Raw genomic sequence first — 15,762 nt, forward strand, 5'->3', positions numbered from 1 at the left:
CGTGGCGTCCAAGCGCGACCTCGTCGAGGCCCAGTCCTACAGCCGTCGGCGGCTGCTCACGGCGTTCACCAGCGGCGCGCCCGGCGGGCGGGAGCTCGAGCCCACCAAGCCGCTGCGCGGCGTCGTCGCGGGCGTCTCGCTGTCGGTGCTGCTCGTGCTGGGCAGCCTCGGCTTCGGCCTGCTCAGCCCGACGCTCCCGGACGGCTGGGACGACCAGTCGCTGATCATCGTCGAGGGCGACGGCAGCCGGTACGTCGGCATCCAGGGCACGCTCCACCCGGTGCTCAACGTGACGAGCGCGCGCCTCGTGCTCGACTCCGGCTCGTTCCACGTGGTCGACGTCAGCGAGGACGACATCACGGACGCGCCGCGCGGCGCGACCATCGGCATCGCCGGGGCGCCGGACGAGCTGCCGCTGGCGAGCCGGCTCGCGGCGACGGGCTGGGAGGCGTGCGTCGCGCCCGACGGCGGCACCGCCCTGACCATCGACCCCGACGCCCCCGCGCCGGTCGCGGACCCGGGAGCCGGCGCGCTCGTGCAGGCGGCCGGGACCCTGTACCTCGTGTCCGACGGCACCCGGCACCGCATCCCCGCGGGCGACGAGGCCGCCGTGCTCCGCGCGCTCGGCCTGGACACCGCCACGCCGCTCACCGCGGGCGCCGACTGGCTGAACCTGGTGCCGGTCGGCTCGGACCTCGCGCCGCTCACGGTCGACGGCGCGGGGGACGCCGCGCTGCCCGAGGGCGGGCTGCCGATCGACACCCGGGTCGGCACGCTGGTCGAGGTGACCGGGGTCGGCGACGGTGCGCGACGCTACGTGGTCGACGCGCGGGGCGAGCTCGCGCCGCTGTCCGACCTCGCGTACCCGCTGTACCTGCTCGTCGCCGGCGAGCTCGCCGCGCAGCCGCTCGAGGTCACCGCCTCGGAGATCGCCGCCGTGCGCACCTCGGCGACGCCGGTGGCGCCGGCGGACCTCCCGGCCACCGTGCCGACGCTCCCGGCCGCCGGGTCGACCGCCTGCGTCGTGCTCACCACCGGCGACGCCGAGCGGGTCGACCTGGTCCTGCGCGACGGGGCCGAGGTCGCCGCGGGGGTGCGGGTGGCCCCGGGGTCGGGCGCCCTGGTGCGCGCGCAGACGACCGACGGCGCGGCCGCGACCGTGCGGCTGGTGGACGGCTCGGGCCGCGCGTACCCCGTGCCGGACGCGGGCGACGAGGTGCTGGCCCGGCTCGGGTACGCGCCCGACGACGTGACCCGGGTGCCCCCGGCGTGGGCCGACCTGCTGCCGGCCGGGCCGGACCTGACCGTCGAGGCGGCCGCGACCGAGGTCTCGGGCGGCACGGCGGCGTCCGGCCTCGGCGCGACGACGGGCTCGACGGGCGCGAGCACCGAGGCCCCGTGACGCCCCGACCTGCGCGGGGCGGGCGGCCGGTCCTGGCCGGCCTGGCCGCCGCGCTCCTGCTGACCGGCCCCGGCGCCGGCGCCGCCCTCGCGGCGGGCCCGGCGCCCGCGCGGCTGCCCGCAGCCACGACCGCGCAGTGCACCCAGGAGAAGACCCAGTACGTGGCGGAGGCCCCGCCCGCCCTGGCCCGCCTGGCCGCCGAGCGCGCCTGGCAGTCCGCGACCGGCGAGGGCGTCCTGGTCGCCGTCGTCGACTCCGGGGTGGACCCGGGCAACGCCCACCTGACCGACGCCGTCGTCGCCGGGGTCGACCTGGTCGGCGCCGCGGGCGACCCGGCCGGGCGCACGGACACCGCCGGCCACGGCACGGCGGTCGCGGGCCAGATCGCGGCCCGGGCGCTGCCGGACCTCGACTCGGGCGTCGTCGGCCTCGCGCCCGCCGCCACGATCCTGCCGGTGCGGGTCTACTACGCCGACGACGACCAGGCCCGGGAGCAGGGCGTCGCCCCCGACGCCGGCCGCATGGCGGCGGGCATCGACGCCGCCGTCGCCGCGGGCGCCCGGGTCGTCAACGTCTCGATGAGCACGCCGAACGACACCCCGGCGCTGGCCGACGCCGTCCGCCGGGCGACCGCGGCCGGGTCCCTGGTGGTCGCCAGCGCGGGGAACCGGAACACCAGCAGCGACGAGACCGACGGCCCGCGGTACCCGGCCGCGTACGACGGCGTGCTGTCGGTGACCGCCGTCGACGTCGACGACCGGCCCGCCGGCGACGCGATCCACGGCGAGCACGTCGACGTCGCCGCGCCGGGCACCAACGTGCTCACGACCTTCCACGCGGCCGGCGACTGCATGCTGTCCGGCGAGGGCACCTCCACCAGCTTCGCCACCGCCTACGTCAGCGCCGCCGTGGCGCTGCTCGCCGAGCGGTACCCCGAGGAGACGCCCGCGCAGTGGGCGTACCGGCTCGAGGTCACCGCCGCCCGCGCGCAGCCGGCCGAGCGGGACGACCTGGTCGGCTGGGGCGTGGTGCGGCCGGACGAGGCCCTGGCGTTCGTGGACGACGGCACGGCCCTCGGACCGGTGAGCCCGGTGCACGGGCGCCCCGACGCGCAGGCGGCCGACGTGCGGACCGTCGACGTGTCGCCGCGGGCGGACCCGCTGGCGGGCGCGCGCGCCGGAGCCGTGTGGTGGGGGATCGGCGGGACCGCCGTGGTGCTGCTCGCGGCGCTGGCCGCGCGGGTGGCGGGGCGGCGTCGGAGGGGCTGACCGTCGCCGCGCGGGCCCTGCCGGGTGGCCGGGACCGTCAGGAGGCGACGGCGGGTGCGGGTGCCGCGGCCGCCGCACCCAGCCGCTGCGCGCGCTGGGTCCGCACCCCGTCGACCGTCAGCAGCACGAGCGCCACCCACACGAGCCCGAAGCCCCACCAGCGCGCCGGCGGCATGGTCTCGTGCAGCACCAGCACGCCGATGATCAGCTGCAGCACCGGCGCGAGGTACTGCAGGCTGCCGACGACGCTCAGCGGCAGCCGGCGCGCCGACTCCCCGAACAGCAGCAGCGGCAGCGCGGTCGCGATGCCGGTCCCGGCGAGCGCGAGCGCGTGCCACAGCCCGGTGGCGGCGAAGGTCGACCCGCCGGACGCCCCGAGCCAGATCAGGTACCCGGCGGACAGCGGCGCGAGCACCAGCGTCTCCGCGGCAAGCCCGGGCGCGGCGGCGACGCTGCGGCCGACGCGGTTCTTCAGCAGGCCGTAGAGGCCGAACGACCCGGCGAGCGTGAGTGCCACCCACGGCAGCCGCCCGAGCCCGACCGTGATGACGACGACCGCGGCCGCGCCGAACCCGAGCGCCACCCACTGCGTCCTTCGCAGCCGCTCGCGCAGCACGAGGACCGCGAGCAGCACGGTGACCAGCGGGTTGATGAAGTAGCCGAGCGCGGCGTCGACCACGTGCCCGCCGAGCGCGGCGAACACGAACGTCAGCCAGTTCACGGCCAGCAGCACGCTCGCGGCCGCGACCAGCGCCATGGTCCGGCGCGAGCGGAGCACGACGCCGAGCGCGCGCCAGGTGCGGGTGGCCGACAGCACGACGGCGCAGAAGATCAGGGACCAGAGCACGCGGTGGGCGACGACCTCGACGGCGCCCGTCGGCTTCAGCAGCTCGAAGTACAGCGGCAGGACGCCCCACAGCAGGTAGGCGCCGACGCCGGCGGCGAGGCCGCGGGGGTCCAGGGCGCCGGTGGTCACGGGCGCCGCGGCGGTCGTGGGCGGGCCGGCGGGGGCGGACGGGGAGGGCGTGCTCACGACCCGACGCTAGCGCCGCCCACCCACGCGCCCGGGCCCCGTCCACGCCCCCGCGGGCAGAACGGCGGGAAGTCGGGGCAGATCGGCAGAGGTTAGGTCGTCCTACACTGGTCGGCGGACCCCATGAAGGAAGGCACCTGCGTGACCTCGAACCGCCCTGTCCGCGTGGCCGTCGTCGGCGCCGGCCCCGCCGGCATCTACGCCTCGGACATCCTGAGCCGCTCGGGCCTGGACGTCTCCATCGACCTCATCGAGCGGCTGCCCGCCCCGTTCGGCCTGGTGCGCTACGGCGTCGCCCCCGACCACCCGCGGATCAAGCAGATCATCGTCGCCCTGCACAAGGTGCTGGAGCGCGGCGACATCCGCCTGATCTGCAACGTCGACTACGGGGTGGACCTCAAGCTGGAGGACCTGCGCCGGCACTACGACGCGGTCATCTTCGCGACCGGCGCCATCAGGGACGCCGACCTGCCGATCCCCGGCATCGAGCTGGACGGGTCGTACGGCGCCGCCGACTTCGTGTCCTGGTACGACGGCCACCCCGACGTGCCGCGCACCTGGCCGCTCACCGCGCAGCACGTCGCGGTGCTGGGGGCCGGCAACGTGGCGCTCGACGTCGCCCGGATCCTCGCGAAGCACGCCGACGACCTGCTGCCGACCGAGGTCCCGCAGAACGTCTACGAGGGCCTCAAGGCCAGCCCGGTGACGGACGTGCACGTGTTCGCGCGCCGCGGCCCGGCCCAGGCCAAGTTCTCCCCGCTGGAGCTGCGCGAGCTCGGCCACGTCCCGGACGTGGACGTCGTCGTGTACCCGGAGGACTTCGACTTCGACGAGGGCTCGATGGCCGCCATCCACTCGTCGAACCAGACCAAGCAGGTCGTCAAGACGCTGACCGACTGGACGCTGAAGGAGCCGGAGGAGCTGACGGCGAGCCGCCGCATCCACCTGCACTTCCTGCACAAGCCGGTCGAGGTGCTCGGCGAGGACGGGAAGGTCGTCGGGCTGCGGACCGAGCGGACCGCGCTGGCCGGCGACGGCACCGTGGCGGGCACCGGGACCACGCACGACTGGCCCGTGCAGGCCGTGTACCGCGCGGTCGGCTACTTCGGCTCGCCGCTGGTGGACGTGCCGTTCGACGAGGCCAAGGGTGTCATCGCCAACCGCGAGGGCCGGGTCGTGGACGTCGACGGCGAGCCCGTTGCCGGCGTCTACACCACGGGTTGGATCAAGCGCGGTCCGGTCGGCCTCATCGGGCACACCAAGTCCGACGCCAGCGAGACCATCCGGCACCTGGTCGAGGACGCCGGCGACGTCACGGCGGAGGGCAACCCGTTCCTGTCCGCCACCGAGCCGGAGCCGCAGGCGGTCGTCGACTTCCTCACCGCGCGCGGTGCCCGCCCGATCCACTGGGCCGGGTGGGAGCTGCTCGACGCGTACGAGCGGGCGCTCGGCGAGCCGCACGGGCGCGAGCGGGTCAAGGTCGTGCCGCGCGAGGACATGGTCCGGATCGCGCTGGCCGAGGCGGCCGGCGAGGCCTGACCAGCCCGGCTGACAGTGGAAGGTCGTGACGGACACGCGCACGGCGTGTCCGTCACAACCTTCCACTGTCGCGGCGTGGGCCGCCCCGGGTCAGCCCGTGAAGCGGCGGAGGAACTCCTGCGTGCGGGGCTCGCGCGGGGCGCCCAGCACCTGCTCCGCCGGGCCGCGCTCGAGGATCCGGCCCTGGTGCAGGAAGCACACCTCGTCGGCGACGTGCCGGGCGAACGCCATCTCGTGCGTCGCGACGACCATGGTCGTGCCCTCGTCCTTGAGCTCACCCAGGAGATCCAGCACCTCGCCGACCAGCTCCGGGTCGAGCGCGCTCGTCACCTCGTCGAGCAGCATCAGCGCGGGCTGCGTCACCAGCGCCCGCGCGATCGCCACGCGCTGCTGCTGACCGCCGGACAGCTCGTCGGGGAAGGCCTGCGCCTTGGCTCCGAGCCCGACCCGCTCCAGCATCGCCGCGGCGCGCTCCCGGGCCTCCCGCTTGCCGACCTTGTGCACCAGCCGCGGCGCCAGCGTCACGTTGTCGAGCACCCGCAGGTGCGGGAACAGGTTGTACGCCTGGAACACCATGCCGATCCGCGCGCGCACCGCGTTCGCGTCGACCCGGGGGTCCGTGACCTCCTGGCCGGCGACCTCGATGACGCCGTCGTCGACCTCCTCCAGCAGGTTGACGCACCGAAGCAGCGTCGACTTCCCGGAGCCGGAGGCGCCGATCAGCACGACGACCTGGTGCTCGGCGACGTCGAGGGACAGGTCGTCGAGGACGACGTGGTCGCCGAAGGCCTTGCGGACCCGGTCGACCCGCAGCAGCGGGGATCCGGCGGGGACGACGTCGGGGGTGGGGGTGGCCGGCCCGGTCATCGCATGGCCCCCGCGCCGGCCAACCCGCTCTGCGACCCCAGCCAGCCGCCGCGCTTCGCGAGCGCGTCCGTGAACCGGGTCAGCGGGATCGTCAGCAGCACGAACAGCACGCCCGCCACGACGTACGGCGTGAAGTTGGCGTAGGTCGCCGTCTGGATCTGCGCGGCGCGCACCGCGTCCACGGCGCCGAGGATCGAGATGAGGCCCGAGTCCTTCGACAGCGACACCAGGTCGTTCAGCAGCGGCGGGACCACCCGGCGCACGGCCTGGGGGAGCACGACGTGCCGCAGGGTCTGCCCGCGGGTCAGCCCGAGCGACCGCGCGGACGCGACCTGCGACGGGTGCACGGACTCGATGCCCGCGCGGAACACCTCCGCGACGTACGCCGAGTACGTCAGGACCAGCGCCAGCCCGCCGAGCACCACCGCCGACGTCGGGATGCCCTGCAGCCGCAGGCCCGGCAGGCCGAACCCGACCAGCAGCAGCACGAGGATCAGCGGGAGCCCGCGGAACACGTCGACGTAGCCGGTGGCGAGGGCGCGCAGCGGGAAGAACGCAGGCCCCCGCAGCGTCCGCGCGAGCGCCAGCAGCATCGCCACGACGACGATGATCACCGCGCACACGGCCATCACGCGCACGTTCAGCCACAGGCCCTCGAGCACCTTCGGCAGCGACGCCCAGGCGACCTCGGGGTCGAGGAACGACTGCTTGACCCGCGGCCATCCCGGCGAGCTCACCAGCCCGAGCACGGCGACGGCCGCCACCAGGACGGTGCTGACCAGGGCGACCACCGTCGACCGGCGGGTCTGCCCGCGCCGGTAGGCGTCGCGCTCGCGCTGCCGGTCGGACGGCACCCACGCGGGGCGGGTGCCGTCCGGCGGCATCGCGGGGTCCGCGGGTCCCGCGGGCACTACTGCAGGACCGGCGCGCCGGCCGCGTCGGTGAGCCACTGCGACTCGAGGTCGGCGAGCGTGCCGTCCTCGCGCAGGGTGTCGACCGCCTCGGTCACCGGCTCGGTGAGCGACGAGCCCTTGTCGAGGACCAGGCCGAGCTGGTCGGCGCCGGCCGCGTCGTCCGCGGGCAGCTGGCCGACGAGCACTCCGCCGTCGAGCTCGGCCGCCGTGATGTACAGCGCGGTCGGCAGGTCGACGACGATCGCGTCCACCAGGCCGGCCTGCAGCGCCTGCTTCACCTGGTCGTTGTCGTTGAACACCTGGATGTCGGTGCTCGGGTCGATCGCGTCCTGCGCGACCGTGAGGCTCGTGGTGCCGACCATCGCGCCGAGCTTCGCGTCCTTCAGCTCGGCCAGCGAGGTCGCGCCGGCGACGGACGAGCCCTCCAGCGTCACGACGGCCTGCGCGGTGTCGTAGTACGACGACGAGAAGTCGAGGTTCTCGGCGCGCTCGGGGCTGATCGACACCTGGTTGATCGCGAAGTCGAACGACTTGGCGCCCGGGGCGATGATCTGGTCGAACGTGACCGGGGCCCACTCGACCTGGTCGGCGTCGTAGCCGAGCTGCTGCGCGACCGCGTAGGCCACCGCCGCCTCGAAGCCCTCGCCGCTGCTCGGGTCGTTGTCGACGACCCACGGCTCGTAGGCCGGGTCGGAGGTGCCGATGGTCAGCACGCCGTCGGTCAGGGTGTCGAGCGCGCCGTCGGCCGCGGCGGACGTCGACGCGGGCGCGTCGCTCCCCTCGTCGACGGGCGCACAGGCCGCGAGCGCCAGCGCGCTCGCAGCGGCCAGGGCAAGGATGCGGACGGTACGCACGGTGTCTCCTCGGGGGACGGCGGGATGTGCGGGGTCAGGGTAGGGGAACTGCCGGACGGCCTGCAGCGTTGTCTGGAGCGCGGGACGAGTTGTCGGCCGCGAGGGAGGAAGGACGCACATGGGTCACCGGCACTACAACGGCCTGAAGACGGCGCTGCTGTTCGGCGTGCTGTGGGCCGTGCTGCTCGGCATCGGCGCGTTCGTGGCGAACGGGCGGTACATCTTCCTGTTCGCCCTGGCCGGGCTCGCGATGACCGCGTACTCCTACTGGAACTCCGACAAGATCGCGATCCGCGCCATGCACGCGCGGCCGGTGTCGGAGATCGAGCAGCCCGCCATGTACCGGATCGTCCGTGAGCTCTCCACCGCCGCGCGCCAGCCCATGCCGCGGCTGTACGTCTCGCCGACCGCCGCGCCCAACGCGTTCGCCACCGGTCGCAACCCGCGCAACGCCGCCGTCTGCTGCACCGAGGGCATCCTGCAGATCCTCGACGAGCGGGAGCTCCGCGGCGTGCTCGGCCACGAGCTCATGCACGTGTACAACCGGGACATCCTCACGTCGTCGATCGCGGCCGCCGTGGCCGGTGTCATCACCTCGGTGGCGCAGTTCGCCCTGTTCTTCGGCGGGGGCAACGACCGCGACCGCGGCGGCAACCCCATCGCCGCGCTGCTCATGGTGTTCCTCGCCCCGCTCGCCGCGACGCTCATCCAGCTCGCGATCAGCCGCACCCGCGAGTACGACGCCGACGAGGACGGCGCCGCCCTCACCGGGGACCCGCTCGCGCTGGCCTCGGCGCTGCGCAAGCTCGAGCAGGGCACCGCGGCTCGGCCGCTGCCGCAGGAGCGGGACCTCGTGGACGTGTCGCACCTGATGATCGCGAACCCGTTCAAGGGCGCGGGCATCGGGCGGATGTTCGCGACGCACCCGCCGATGGCGGACCGGATCCAGCGCCTGGAGCGCATGGCGGGGTACGGCGGGGTGGAGCGGTACTGAGCGGCGTCCGCACCCGCGGCGCCTAGCACACGGGGACCCGCAGCGTGCCGTCGGCGGGAGCCGTCGTCGCGTTCAACGCCTGGAGCTGATCGGACGCGAGGTCGTTGATGGTCAACGTCGTGTCGCCGTGGTGGACCTCGACGCTGGAGAGCGCGACACCCGGTCGGCCCTGCTTGAGCAGCCCGAGCGATCGGACCAGGACGCAGCCGGCATCGGCGCTCGCGGTGACCTCGATGACCCCGCTGTACCGGGAGCCGTAGCCGAACGAGTCATCGAACTCGACGTCCGTCGCCTCGACGCCGTCCAGGTCCGCGATGGCTTGTGCGATCTCCTCGTCCGGGACGCCGCCCGTGTCGCGGCCGGAGGTCGTGGTGACGCATCCGGACAGTGCCAGAGCCGCCGCCACGGCGGTCGACGCCGCGATCAGCCGGGTTGGGGTCATCGGGTCACGTCCCAGCGCGTGATCTCGGCTTCACCAGCGAAGAACGGCGACTGCAGGTCCCGCCAGCGCTGCAGGCCCGGATGAGTCGAGGCGTCGACGGCCCGCCCGGTGTCCGAGTACACGTCCGTGCCGTGCGCGGAACCGACTCCCGGCTGGACCGTCGTCAGAGCGGGACGGTCCGACAGCGGATCCTGCACCGTGAAGTCGGAACGCGGGAGCGAGCGCTCGACCGTGACCCAGTTCGCGCGGTCGGGGTTCTCGCGGCCCTCGAGCATCGGGACGGCGTCCTGGTCGTGCTCGAGCGACAGGACCGAGACGGAGTCCGGGATGTCGAACCGCGCGATCGGCGAGCCGCCGGTGACGAGGCTCCGGACGTCGAACTCGGAGCGGAACGCGGGGTCCGAGGCGAGGGCGGCGGCGGTGATCCCGCCCTGGCTGTGGCCGGTGAGCATGACCGGCTCGTGGCGGCCGACGCCGGCCATCCGCATCGCCTCCCGGACCTGAGCCTGCATGTGCGTGTTCTGCCCGGCCATGAGCCGGACGTTCGTGGTGAGGTCGACCGGGTTGTCCCCGCGCTGCGCACCCCACTCCTGGGTGCCGGGGATCTGGACGATCCACGCGAACGATGCGTCGGGCTGCGCGACGCGCACGATCTGCACCTGCCCCTCGTCCTGGCCGAGCCGGTACTGCTCCCGGAAGATGTCCGCGACGGAGCGCGGCTCGTTGCCGGCCCAGTCGCCGTCGACCTCGTCGACCCCCACCGCCCCCGTGTCCTGGAGCATCCCGAACAGCCCGCCGGCGTTCACCAGCCCGCCGACCGCGTCCTCGTACGTCCCGGTCGGCCACGCACCGCCCGACAGCGCGAACGGCAGCGCGAGCCCCCCGGCGGGCCCGCCGAGCAGCGTGCCGAGGCTCCACGTCGTCCCCTGGACCAGGCTCGGCGCCATGCGGGTGAGCGACTCCAGGAGCCACGGGTTGTCGTACAGCCCGTCCATCCCGGCCCGACCCAGCGCGGCCGGGTCGACGTCCCGGGCGAGGATGACGAGCGCGGGCCAGCCGGCCGGCCTCGCGAGCACCGCCCCCGCCCCGCCCAGCAGCACGAGGCCCCCGCCGACCGCCAGGAACGGCAGCGCCGCCCCGAGCGCGAACCCCGCGGCGTTCTGCAGCGCCTCCAGCACCCGCTGCTGCGTGGCGTCGACGAGCTCGTACGTCGTCGCGGACGCCCGCAGCACCACGGCGGTGCCCTCGAGCCGGGTGCTCACCACGAGCAGCCCGTTCGCGCCGATCGTCGCGGCGGCGACCGAGCCGGCGACGGCCGCGACCTCCCCGGGGCACAGCAGGGTCGCGACGGTGACGTCCGGGTGCACCGCGACGGCCGCGACGGACCCGCTCCACCGCCGGACGTCGTCGCCTGCGGCGTCGAGCAGCCCGGCCTCGGAGCGCAGGTCCTGCAGGCGCGCTCCCATCCCGCCCGCGCCGCCGCTCACGCTGATGCTCACGCGTCGTCCTCCGTCGCCGGCGCGCTCGTGAACCGGCCGGCCAGGTCGTGGAGCAGCGCTGCCCGCACGTCCTCGCGGCTGCGCGGGGTGTGCACGACCTGGCCGTCGGCCGTGCGGGTGAGCTCGACCCAGCCGGCATCCGTGCGGAGCAGGCTGAGCGTCGAGACGTCCGTGCGGCCACGGCTGGCGACCGACACCACCAGGCTGCCGTCGGTGCCGCGCACGGCCGCCTCGACCACGGCGGGCGGCCCGTCGGTGCCGAGCTCGGCGCACAGCGCGTCGACGGTGCCGCTGTCGCCGGTGCGGATCGCCTGGGCGAGTGCGATCGTCAGCTCCTCCGGGACGGTCGCCGGGGCGGCCGCCACGCGGACCGGGGCGTCGGGGACGTGCCGCAGCGCCTCGTCCACGAGCCTGGATGCCGGGAAGGCGCTCACCTCCACCCCGGGGCGCGGCGTGGTCCCGGCCAGACCGGCGCCGGGCACGACGTCGACGCCGCGCGCCACGCCCGAGCCGGCCTCCGCGTCGGACCACAGCACGGCCAGCAGCGCCCGCTCGCCCGCGGCGGCGGCCACCTCGACGGCGACCAGCGCGGCCGCGCCGCCCTCGACCGCCGCGCGGAGCACCGCGTCCACCCGCTCGGGTGCCGCGGCGTCGTCGGCGGGCGGAGCCGATGGTGCGACGGGCGATCCGTCCCGGTCGACCGGCAGCACCTCGGCCCACCCGGGCAGGCCGGGGACGCCGGCGCTCGCGACAGCCCAGTCCCGCTCGCCCAGGCGCGTCCGCAGTGCGCCGTCGAGCGGCGCGAGCACGGCGGTCACCCGATCCGCCCGATGCGGTCCGCGATCCCCGACCAGTCGGGCGAGCCGGGGGAGGGCAGGCCGCCGGCGACGGTGCCGAGCACGCCGTGCGCGGTCCGGCGCGCCGCCTGCTCGGCGACGGTGAGCACGTCGTCCGCCACACCGACGAGCCGGCCGACCGTGCGCCGGGCCTCGTCGAGCCGGTCCTCGACGAACTGCATCGCCCGGCGGATCGCCGCCTGCCGTGCCTCGAGCTCGTCGGCGAGCCGGTCGAGCGCGCCCGCGGTGCCGAGCAGCTCGTCCTGCGCGGTCGTCACGCGCTGCGCGTGGTCGGCGAGGCGCTCGCGGAACCGGTCGGCCGCGACGCCGACCCACTCGACGCCCGCGCCGGCCCGCACGCGGTCACCGGTGCGCGCCACGGCGTCCGCGGTCGCGCGCAGCCGTCTGGCGTGCTGCCGGATCGCCTCCGGATCTCCCCCTGCCGTCATGCCACACGATCGAAGCAGAGGTCACGGCCCCGCGACAGGCCCACCTGCGCCGCCTGTGGACGACCGACGCCCCTCCCGCCGGGACGGCAGGAGGCGTGGGGTTCCGGCACCCGGAACCCCACGCCTCCTGCGATCTCGACGCCGGAGCGGCGGGGCGCGTCAGCGGTAGTTGATGAACTGCAGCGCCGCGTCGATGTCGTCGGCGCCCTTGAGGAGCGCGATGACGGCCTGCAGGTCGTCGCGGGCCTTCGCGGAGACCCGGACCTCGTCGCCCTGGATCTGCGTCTTGACGCCCTTGGGGCCCTCGTCGCGGATGAGCTTGGTCACCTTCTTGGCGATCTCGGAGGACAGGCCCTCCTTGATCGAGGCCTCGAGGCGGTACTCCTTGCCGGACGGCTTGGGGTCGCCGTCGCCGGTGTCGAGTGCCTTGAGCGAGATGTTGCGCTTGATGAGCTTGGTCTGGAACACGTCGAGGACGGCGCGCACGCGCTCCTCGGAGTTCGCGACCATGAGGATCTTCTCGCCGCTCCACGCGATCGAGGCGCCGACACCCTTGAAGTCGTACCGCTGCGCGATCTCCTTGACGGCCTGGTTCAGCGCGTTGTCGACCTCCTGGCGGTCGACCTTGCTGACGACGTCGAACGACGACTCGCTCGCCATGACTCCTCCTGACCTGTGGTGCTCCGGTGCTGCTGTGCCGACGACGGGCCGGTTTCGGAACCGGCCCGAACCCTTGCTATCCTTCCATCCGCACCCCGGAGACGCAGTCACCGAGGCGCGCACCCTGGCGGGTTACCCGAGTGGCCAAAGGGGGCTGACTGTAAATCAGCTGGCATCGCCTACGGGGGTTCGAATCCCTCACCCGCCACGCACGGACGACGGGGCGTCCTCCTCACGGAGGGCGCCCCGTCGCCACGCACGGACCGGGCTCGACCTGCTCCGGGCCGGCACGGAAGCGGTCCCCGACCTGCGCGATCACGCGGGCGCGGGAGCCGATTTCGCACCGGCCAGGAGCACCGTGTAGCCTGGTCCGCGCTGCCCCGATAGCTCAGTGGTAGAGCACTTCCTTGGTAAGGAAGAGGTCACGGGTTCGAATCCCGTTCGGGGCTCTGCGGTGTGTCGCAGGCCAGGATCGTCTGGCAGGCGTGCGCACCCGAGGCGGGGTAGCTCAGTTGGCGAGAGCGCACGACTCATAATCGTGAGGTCGCGGGTTCGAGCCCCGCCCCCGCTACAAGGACTGAACCAGTCGCGCGTCCGCCGGCGCGCGACGACGAGGATCGCAAGCGCTGTCCCGGCGCGAGAGGTGGCAACATCATGGCCAGCAAGAGCTCGGACGTCCGTCCGAAGATCACGCTCGCGTGCACGGAGTGCAAGGAGCGGAACTACATCACGAAGAAGAACCGTCGGAACGACCCCGACCGTCTCGAGATGAAGAAGTTCTGCCCGCGCGACGGCAAGCACACCGTCCACCGCGAGACCCGCTGACCTCTCAGCACACCGTCGTGGCCGTCAACCCCGAGTACGCGGGACGCGAGTACCCGCCGAACGAGGCGTACGAGGTCGGCCGCGAGCACCTCCGCGCGTTCGCGGAGGCGGTCGGGGCGACGCACCCGGCCCACACGGACGCCGCCGCGGCGCGAGCACTCGGGTACCCCGACGTGATCGCGCCGCCGACGTTCGCCGTCGTCGTGGCGCAGCGCGCCGAGGCGCAGCTGATCGAGGACCCCGAGGCGGGCATCGACTTCAGCCGCGTCGTGCACGCCGACGAGCGGTTCATCCACCACCGCCCGATCCACGCCGGTGACCGCCTGGTCACCGTGCTGCACGTGGACGCGGTCACCGAGCGCGCCGGTCTGTCGATGGTGACGACCCGCGCCGTGATCCACGCGGAGGGCGGCGAGCCCGTCGCCACGGTGACGTCGACGCTCGCGGTCCGCGGAGAGGACGCCTGATGGCCCCCGCGTTCGAGACGCTGGCCGTGGGCCAGGAGGTCGGCCGCCGCGAGCTCGCCGTCGACCGGTCCCGGCTGGTGCGGTACGCCGGTGCGTCCGGCGACTTCAACCCGATCCACTGGAACGAGCGGTTCGCGACCGAGGTCGGCCTGCCCGGCGTCATCGCGCACGGCATGTGGACGATGGGCGCCGCCGTCGGCGTCGTCTCCGACTGGGCCGGCGACCCCGGCGCGGTCGTCGACTACCAGACCCGGTTCGCCCGGCCCGTGCCGGTGCCGGACCCGGGCGAGGCGTCCGTCGAGGTCGTGGCCGTCGTCGGTGCGCTCGACGCCGACACCCGCACCGCGCGGATCGACCTCACGGTCACCGCCGCGGGTGCGCGCGTCCTGGCCAAGTGCCAGGCGCTCGTCCGCCTCGGCTGACCCGCCCTCCCGCACCCGCCGGGCGGCCGCACGCGCGGCGGGTGGACCCGGTGGTCCCCTCCCGAGTCTCGCGCCGTCCCCCGATGCGCGGGGTGGTCGCGCGAGAATCGGGTGGGGACGCGCCTGCGCCCGGGTGGGAGTCGGCGCCCGGCGCGCCTCAGGCGCCCGGCGCCGGCCCCGTCGTCGTGCCGAGGCGGAGCTCGACCGGGAGGACCTCGTCCGCCGGGGTCCCGCCCGCCAGGAGCGCCTCGATCGCCCGGCCGACCACCGCGCCCTTCTCCGTGATCGGCTGCGTGACGGTCGTGAGCACGTCCGGCGCGAGCCACGGCAGGTCCAGCCCGTCGAAGCCGGCGACCGACACGTCCTCCGGCACCCGCAGCCCGAGCTCCCGCGCGCCGAGGACGACGCCCGAGGCCAGCAGGTCGGACTGCGCGACGACGGCCGTCGGCCGGGTCGACGCAGGGCCGGCGAGCAGCGCCTGCGCGGCGGCGTGCCCGTGCTCGACGAGCGAGGCGGGGGTCTCGTACACCGCGACCGGCGTGACGCCCGCGTCGGTCAGCCCGTCCAGCCGGCGCCGCGCGATCGACCAGGTGATCTGCCCGAGCCGCTCCGCGTCCGCGAGCCCGCTGCGCCGGTCCGGCCCCGAACGGCAGCGTCACCGTCGCGATCCGCTCGTGGCCCAGGCCGACGAGGTGCCGGGCGATGTCGGCGACGCCGCCCCGGTCCTCGATGCCCACCGTCACGATGCCGGGCAGGTCCTGCCCCTCGACCACGACCAGCGGGATCCCGCGGCGCTGCAGCGCCTGCAGCGTCGGGTCGTCCAGCGTCCCGCCCCAGATGAGCACGGCGACGTCCATGGCGGCGGACTCGACGAGGGGGTCGACCGCCGGGGCGCCGGGCTCGAGCGACCCGGGCACCAGGAGCACCCCGAGGCCGAGCGGGCTGATGGTGTCGACCAGGCCGTCGAGCAGCTGCACCGACACCGGCTCGCGGAACGACCGCCGCAGGGCGTCGCCGACCACCACGCCGACGATGCCCGACCGCCCGCTGCGCAGCTGGCGCCCGAGCGGGTTCGGGCCGGCGTAGTCGAGGTCCGCGGCGGCGTCGAGCACGCGCTGCTTCGTGGCCTCGGCGATGGGGCCTGCGCCCGGAGAAAGCCAGCGACGCGGTCGAGACCGACACCCCGGCGGCGGAGGCCACGTCGGCCAGGGTGGGTCGCTGGGACACCGCGGCGCCTCCGGGTTCCGGGGCTCGGGGGTGAGGGGCGTCACCGCCCCCCGTGAGTCGTTGA

At 74.9% G+C, this 15,762-nt stretch carries 17 protein-coding genes and 3 tRNA genes; 10 read left to right on the plus strand and 10 right to left on the minus strand.

Annotated elements, in window-relative coordinates:
• Nucleotide 1 precedes the first annotated feature (1 nt).
• Nucleotides 2-1,402, plus strand: coding sequence for a type VII secretion protein EccB (gene eccB / locus FKM96_RS11925; protein ID WP_147795414.1), 1,401 nt, complete (start codon nt 2-4; stop codon nt 1,400-1,402).
• On the plus strand, nt 1,399-2,670 hold the full coding sequence (locus tag FKM96_RS11930; RefSeq protein ID WP_168216970.1) for a S8 family serine peptidase: 1,272 nt from the start codon (nt 1,399-1,401) through the stop codon (nt 2,668-2,670). Before eccB ends, FKM96_RS11930 begins: the two co-directional genes overlap by 4 nt.
• Nucleotides 2,671-2,707: 37 nt before the next feature.
• Here the strand turns inward: FKM96_RS11930 and rarD are convergent, their stop codons facing one another.
• Nucleotides 2,708-3,703 (minus strand): EamA family transporter RarD, encoded by a 996-nt coding sequence (gene rarD, locus FKM96_RS11935; protein ID WP_147795416.1) that lies wholly within the window; start codon nt 3,701-3,703, stop codon nt 2,708-2,710.
• A gap of 123 nt (nt 3,704-3,826) precedes the next feature.
• Between rarD and FKM96_RS11940 the strand changes: the two genes are divergently transcribed.
• Entirely contained in the window at nt 3,827-5,242 is a 1,416-nt protein-coding gene (locus tag FKM96_RS11940) for an FAD-dependent oxidoreductase (protein ID WP_147795417.1), read from the plus strand.
• 90 nt (nt 5,243-5,332) lie between these two features.
• Here FKM96_RS11940 and FKM96_RS11945 read toward each other — a convergent pair whose 3' ends face one another.
• Genes FKM96_RS11945 through FKM96_RS11955 form a run of 3 tightly spaced genes read right to left on the minus strand, consistent with a single transcriptional unit; the run spans nt 5,333 to nt 7,877 of the window.
• On the minus strand, nt 5,333-6,109 hold the full coding sequence (locus FKM96_RS11945) for an amino acid ABC transporter ATP-binding protein (RefSeq protein WP_147795418.1): 777 nt from the start codon (nt 6,107-6,109) through the stop codon (nt 5,333-5,335).
• Nucleotides 6,106-6,993, minus strand: a complete 888-nt coding sequence (locus tag FKM96_RS11950) for an amino acid ABC transporter permease (RefSeq protein WP_147797086.1) — start codon at nt 6,991-6,993, stop codon at nt 6,106-6,108. Before FKM96_RS11950 ends, FKM96_RS11945 begins: the two co-directional genes overlap by 4 nt.
• 26 nt (nt 6,994-7,019) lie before the next feature.
• Nucleotides 7,020-7,877: a transporter substrate-binding domain-containing protein gene (locus tag FKM96_RS11955; RefSeq protein WP_246854952.1), complete on the minus strand. Its 858-nt coding sequence runs from the start codon at nt 7,875-7,877 to the stop codon at nt 7,020-7,022.
• Nucleotides 7,878-7,995: 118 nt separating this feature from the next.
• Here FKM96_RS11955 and htpX point away from each other — a divergent pair, with 118 nt between their 5' ends.
• Nucleotides 7,996-8,871 (plus strand): zinc metalloprotease HtpX, encoded by an 876-nt coding sequence (gene htpX, locus FKM96_RS11960; RefSeq protein ID WP_147795420.1) that lies wholly within the window; start codon nt 7,996-7,998, stop codon nt 8,869-8,871.
• A gap of 22 nt (nt 8,872-8,893) precedes the next feature.
• Here the strand turns inward: htpX and FKM96_RS11965 are convergent, their stop codons facing one another.
• The 5 genes from FKM96_RS11965 to FKM96_RS11985 all read right to left on the minus strand — a co-directional run bounded on the left by FKM96_RS11965 (nt 8,894) and on the right by FKM96_RS11985 (nt 12,757).
• The gene (locus tag FKM96_RS11965) at nt 8,894-9,313 is read right to left on the minus strand and encodes a hypothetical protein (protein WP_147795421.1); all 420 of its coding nucleotides are present in this window, start codon (nt 9,311-9,313) and stop codon (nt 8,894-8,896) included.
• Nucleotides 9,310-10,812 (minus strand): hypothetical protein, encoded by a 1,503-nt coding sequence (locus tag FKM96_RS11970; RefSeq protein WP_147795422.1) that lies wholly within the window; start codon nt 10,810-10,812, stop codon nt 9,310-9,312. Before FKM96_RS11970 ends, FKM96_RS11965 begins: the two co-directional genes overlap by 4 nt.
• The gene (locus FKM96_RS11975; protein WP_147795423.1) at nt 10,809-11,630 is read right to left on the minus strand and encodes a hypothetical protein; all 822 of its coding nucleotides are present in this window, start codon (nt 11,628-11,630) and stop codon (nt 10,809-10,811) included. Before FKM96_RS11975 ends, FKM96_RS11970 begins: the two co-directional genes overlap by 4 nt.
• Entirely contained in the window at nt 11,627-12,097 is a 471-nt protein-coding gene (locus FKM96_RS11980; RefSeq protein WP_147795424.1) for a WXG100 family type VII secretion target, read from the minus strand. Before FKM96_RS11980 ends, FKM96_RS11975 begins: the two co-directional genes overlap by 4 nt.
• 159 nt (nt 12,098-12,256) lie before the next feature.
• The gene (locus FKM96_RS11985; RefSeq protein ID WP_147795425.1) at nt 12,257-12,757 is read right to left on the minus strand and encodes a YajQ family cyclic di-GMP-binding protein; all 501 of its coding nucleotides are present in this window, start codon (nt 12,755-12,757) and stop codon (nt 12,257-12,259) included.
• A gap of 126 nt (nt 12,758-12,883) precedes the next feature.
• Between FKM96_RS11985 and FKM96_RS11990 the strand changes: the two genes are divergently transcribed.
• The 6 genes from FKM96_RS11990 (at nt 12,884) to FKM96_RS12015 (ending at nt 14,471) form a co-directional block, all read left to right on the plus strand.
• Nucleotides 12,884-12,965 (plus strand) — tRNA-Tyr (locus FKM96_RS11990).
• Nucleotides 12,966-13,134: 169 nt separating this feature from the next.
• Nucleotides 13,135-13,206, plus strand: a tRNA-Thr gene (locus FKM96_RS11995).
• A 48-nt stretch (nt 13,207-13,254) separates the two neighbouring features.
• Nucleotides 13,255-13,328: transfer RNA gene (locus tag FKM96_RS12000), tRNA-Met, on the plus strand.
• 83 nt (nt 13,329-13,411) lie between these two features.
• Entirely contained in the window at nt 13,412-13,582 is a 171-nt protein-coding gene (gene rpmG, locus FKM96_RS12005; RefSeq protein WP_147463597.1) for a 50S ribosomal protein L33, read from the plus strand.
• Nucleotides 13,583-13,599: 17 nt separating this feature from the next.
• Complete coding sequence (locus FKM96_RS12010) at nt 13,600-14,049, plus strand: MaoC family dehydratase N-terminal domain-containing protein (RefSeq protein ID WP_147795426.1); 450 nt, start codon at nt 13,600-13,602, stop codon at nt 14,047-14,049.
• Nucleotides 14,049-14,471, plus strand: coding sequence for a MaoC family dehydratase (locus FKM96_RS12015; RefSeq protein WP_147795427.1), 423 nt, complete (start codon nt 14,049-14,051; stop codon nt 14,469-14,471). The genes FKM96_RS12010 and FKM96_RS12015 overlap by 1 nt, the downstream gene beginning before the upstream one ends.
• Nucleotides 14,472-14,628: 157 nt before the next feature.
• Here the strand turns inward: FKM96_RS12015 and FKM96_RS22255 are convergent, their stop codons facing one another.
• On the minus strand, nt 14,629-15,000 hold the full coding sequence (locus FKM96_RS22255) for a substrate-binding domain-containing protein (protein WP_371300420.1): 372 nt from the start codon (nt 14,998-15,000) through the stop codon (nt 14,629-14,631).
• Nucleotides 15,001-15,762 lie beyond the last annotated feature (762 nt).

It is taken from the genome of Cellulomonas sp. Y8 (assembly GCF_008033115.1).
GTDB lineage: Bacteria > Actinomycetota > Actinomycetes > Actinomycetales > Cellulomonadaceae > Cellulomonas.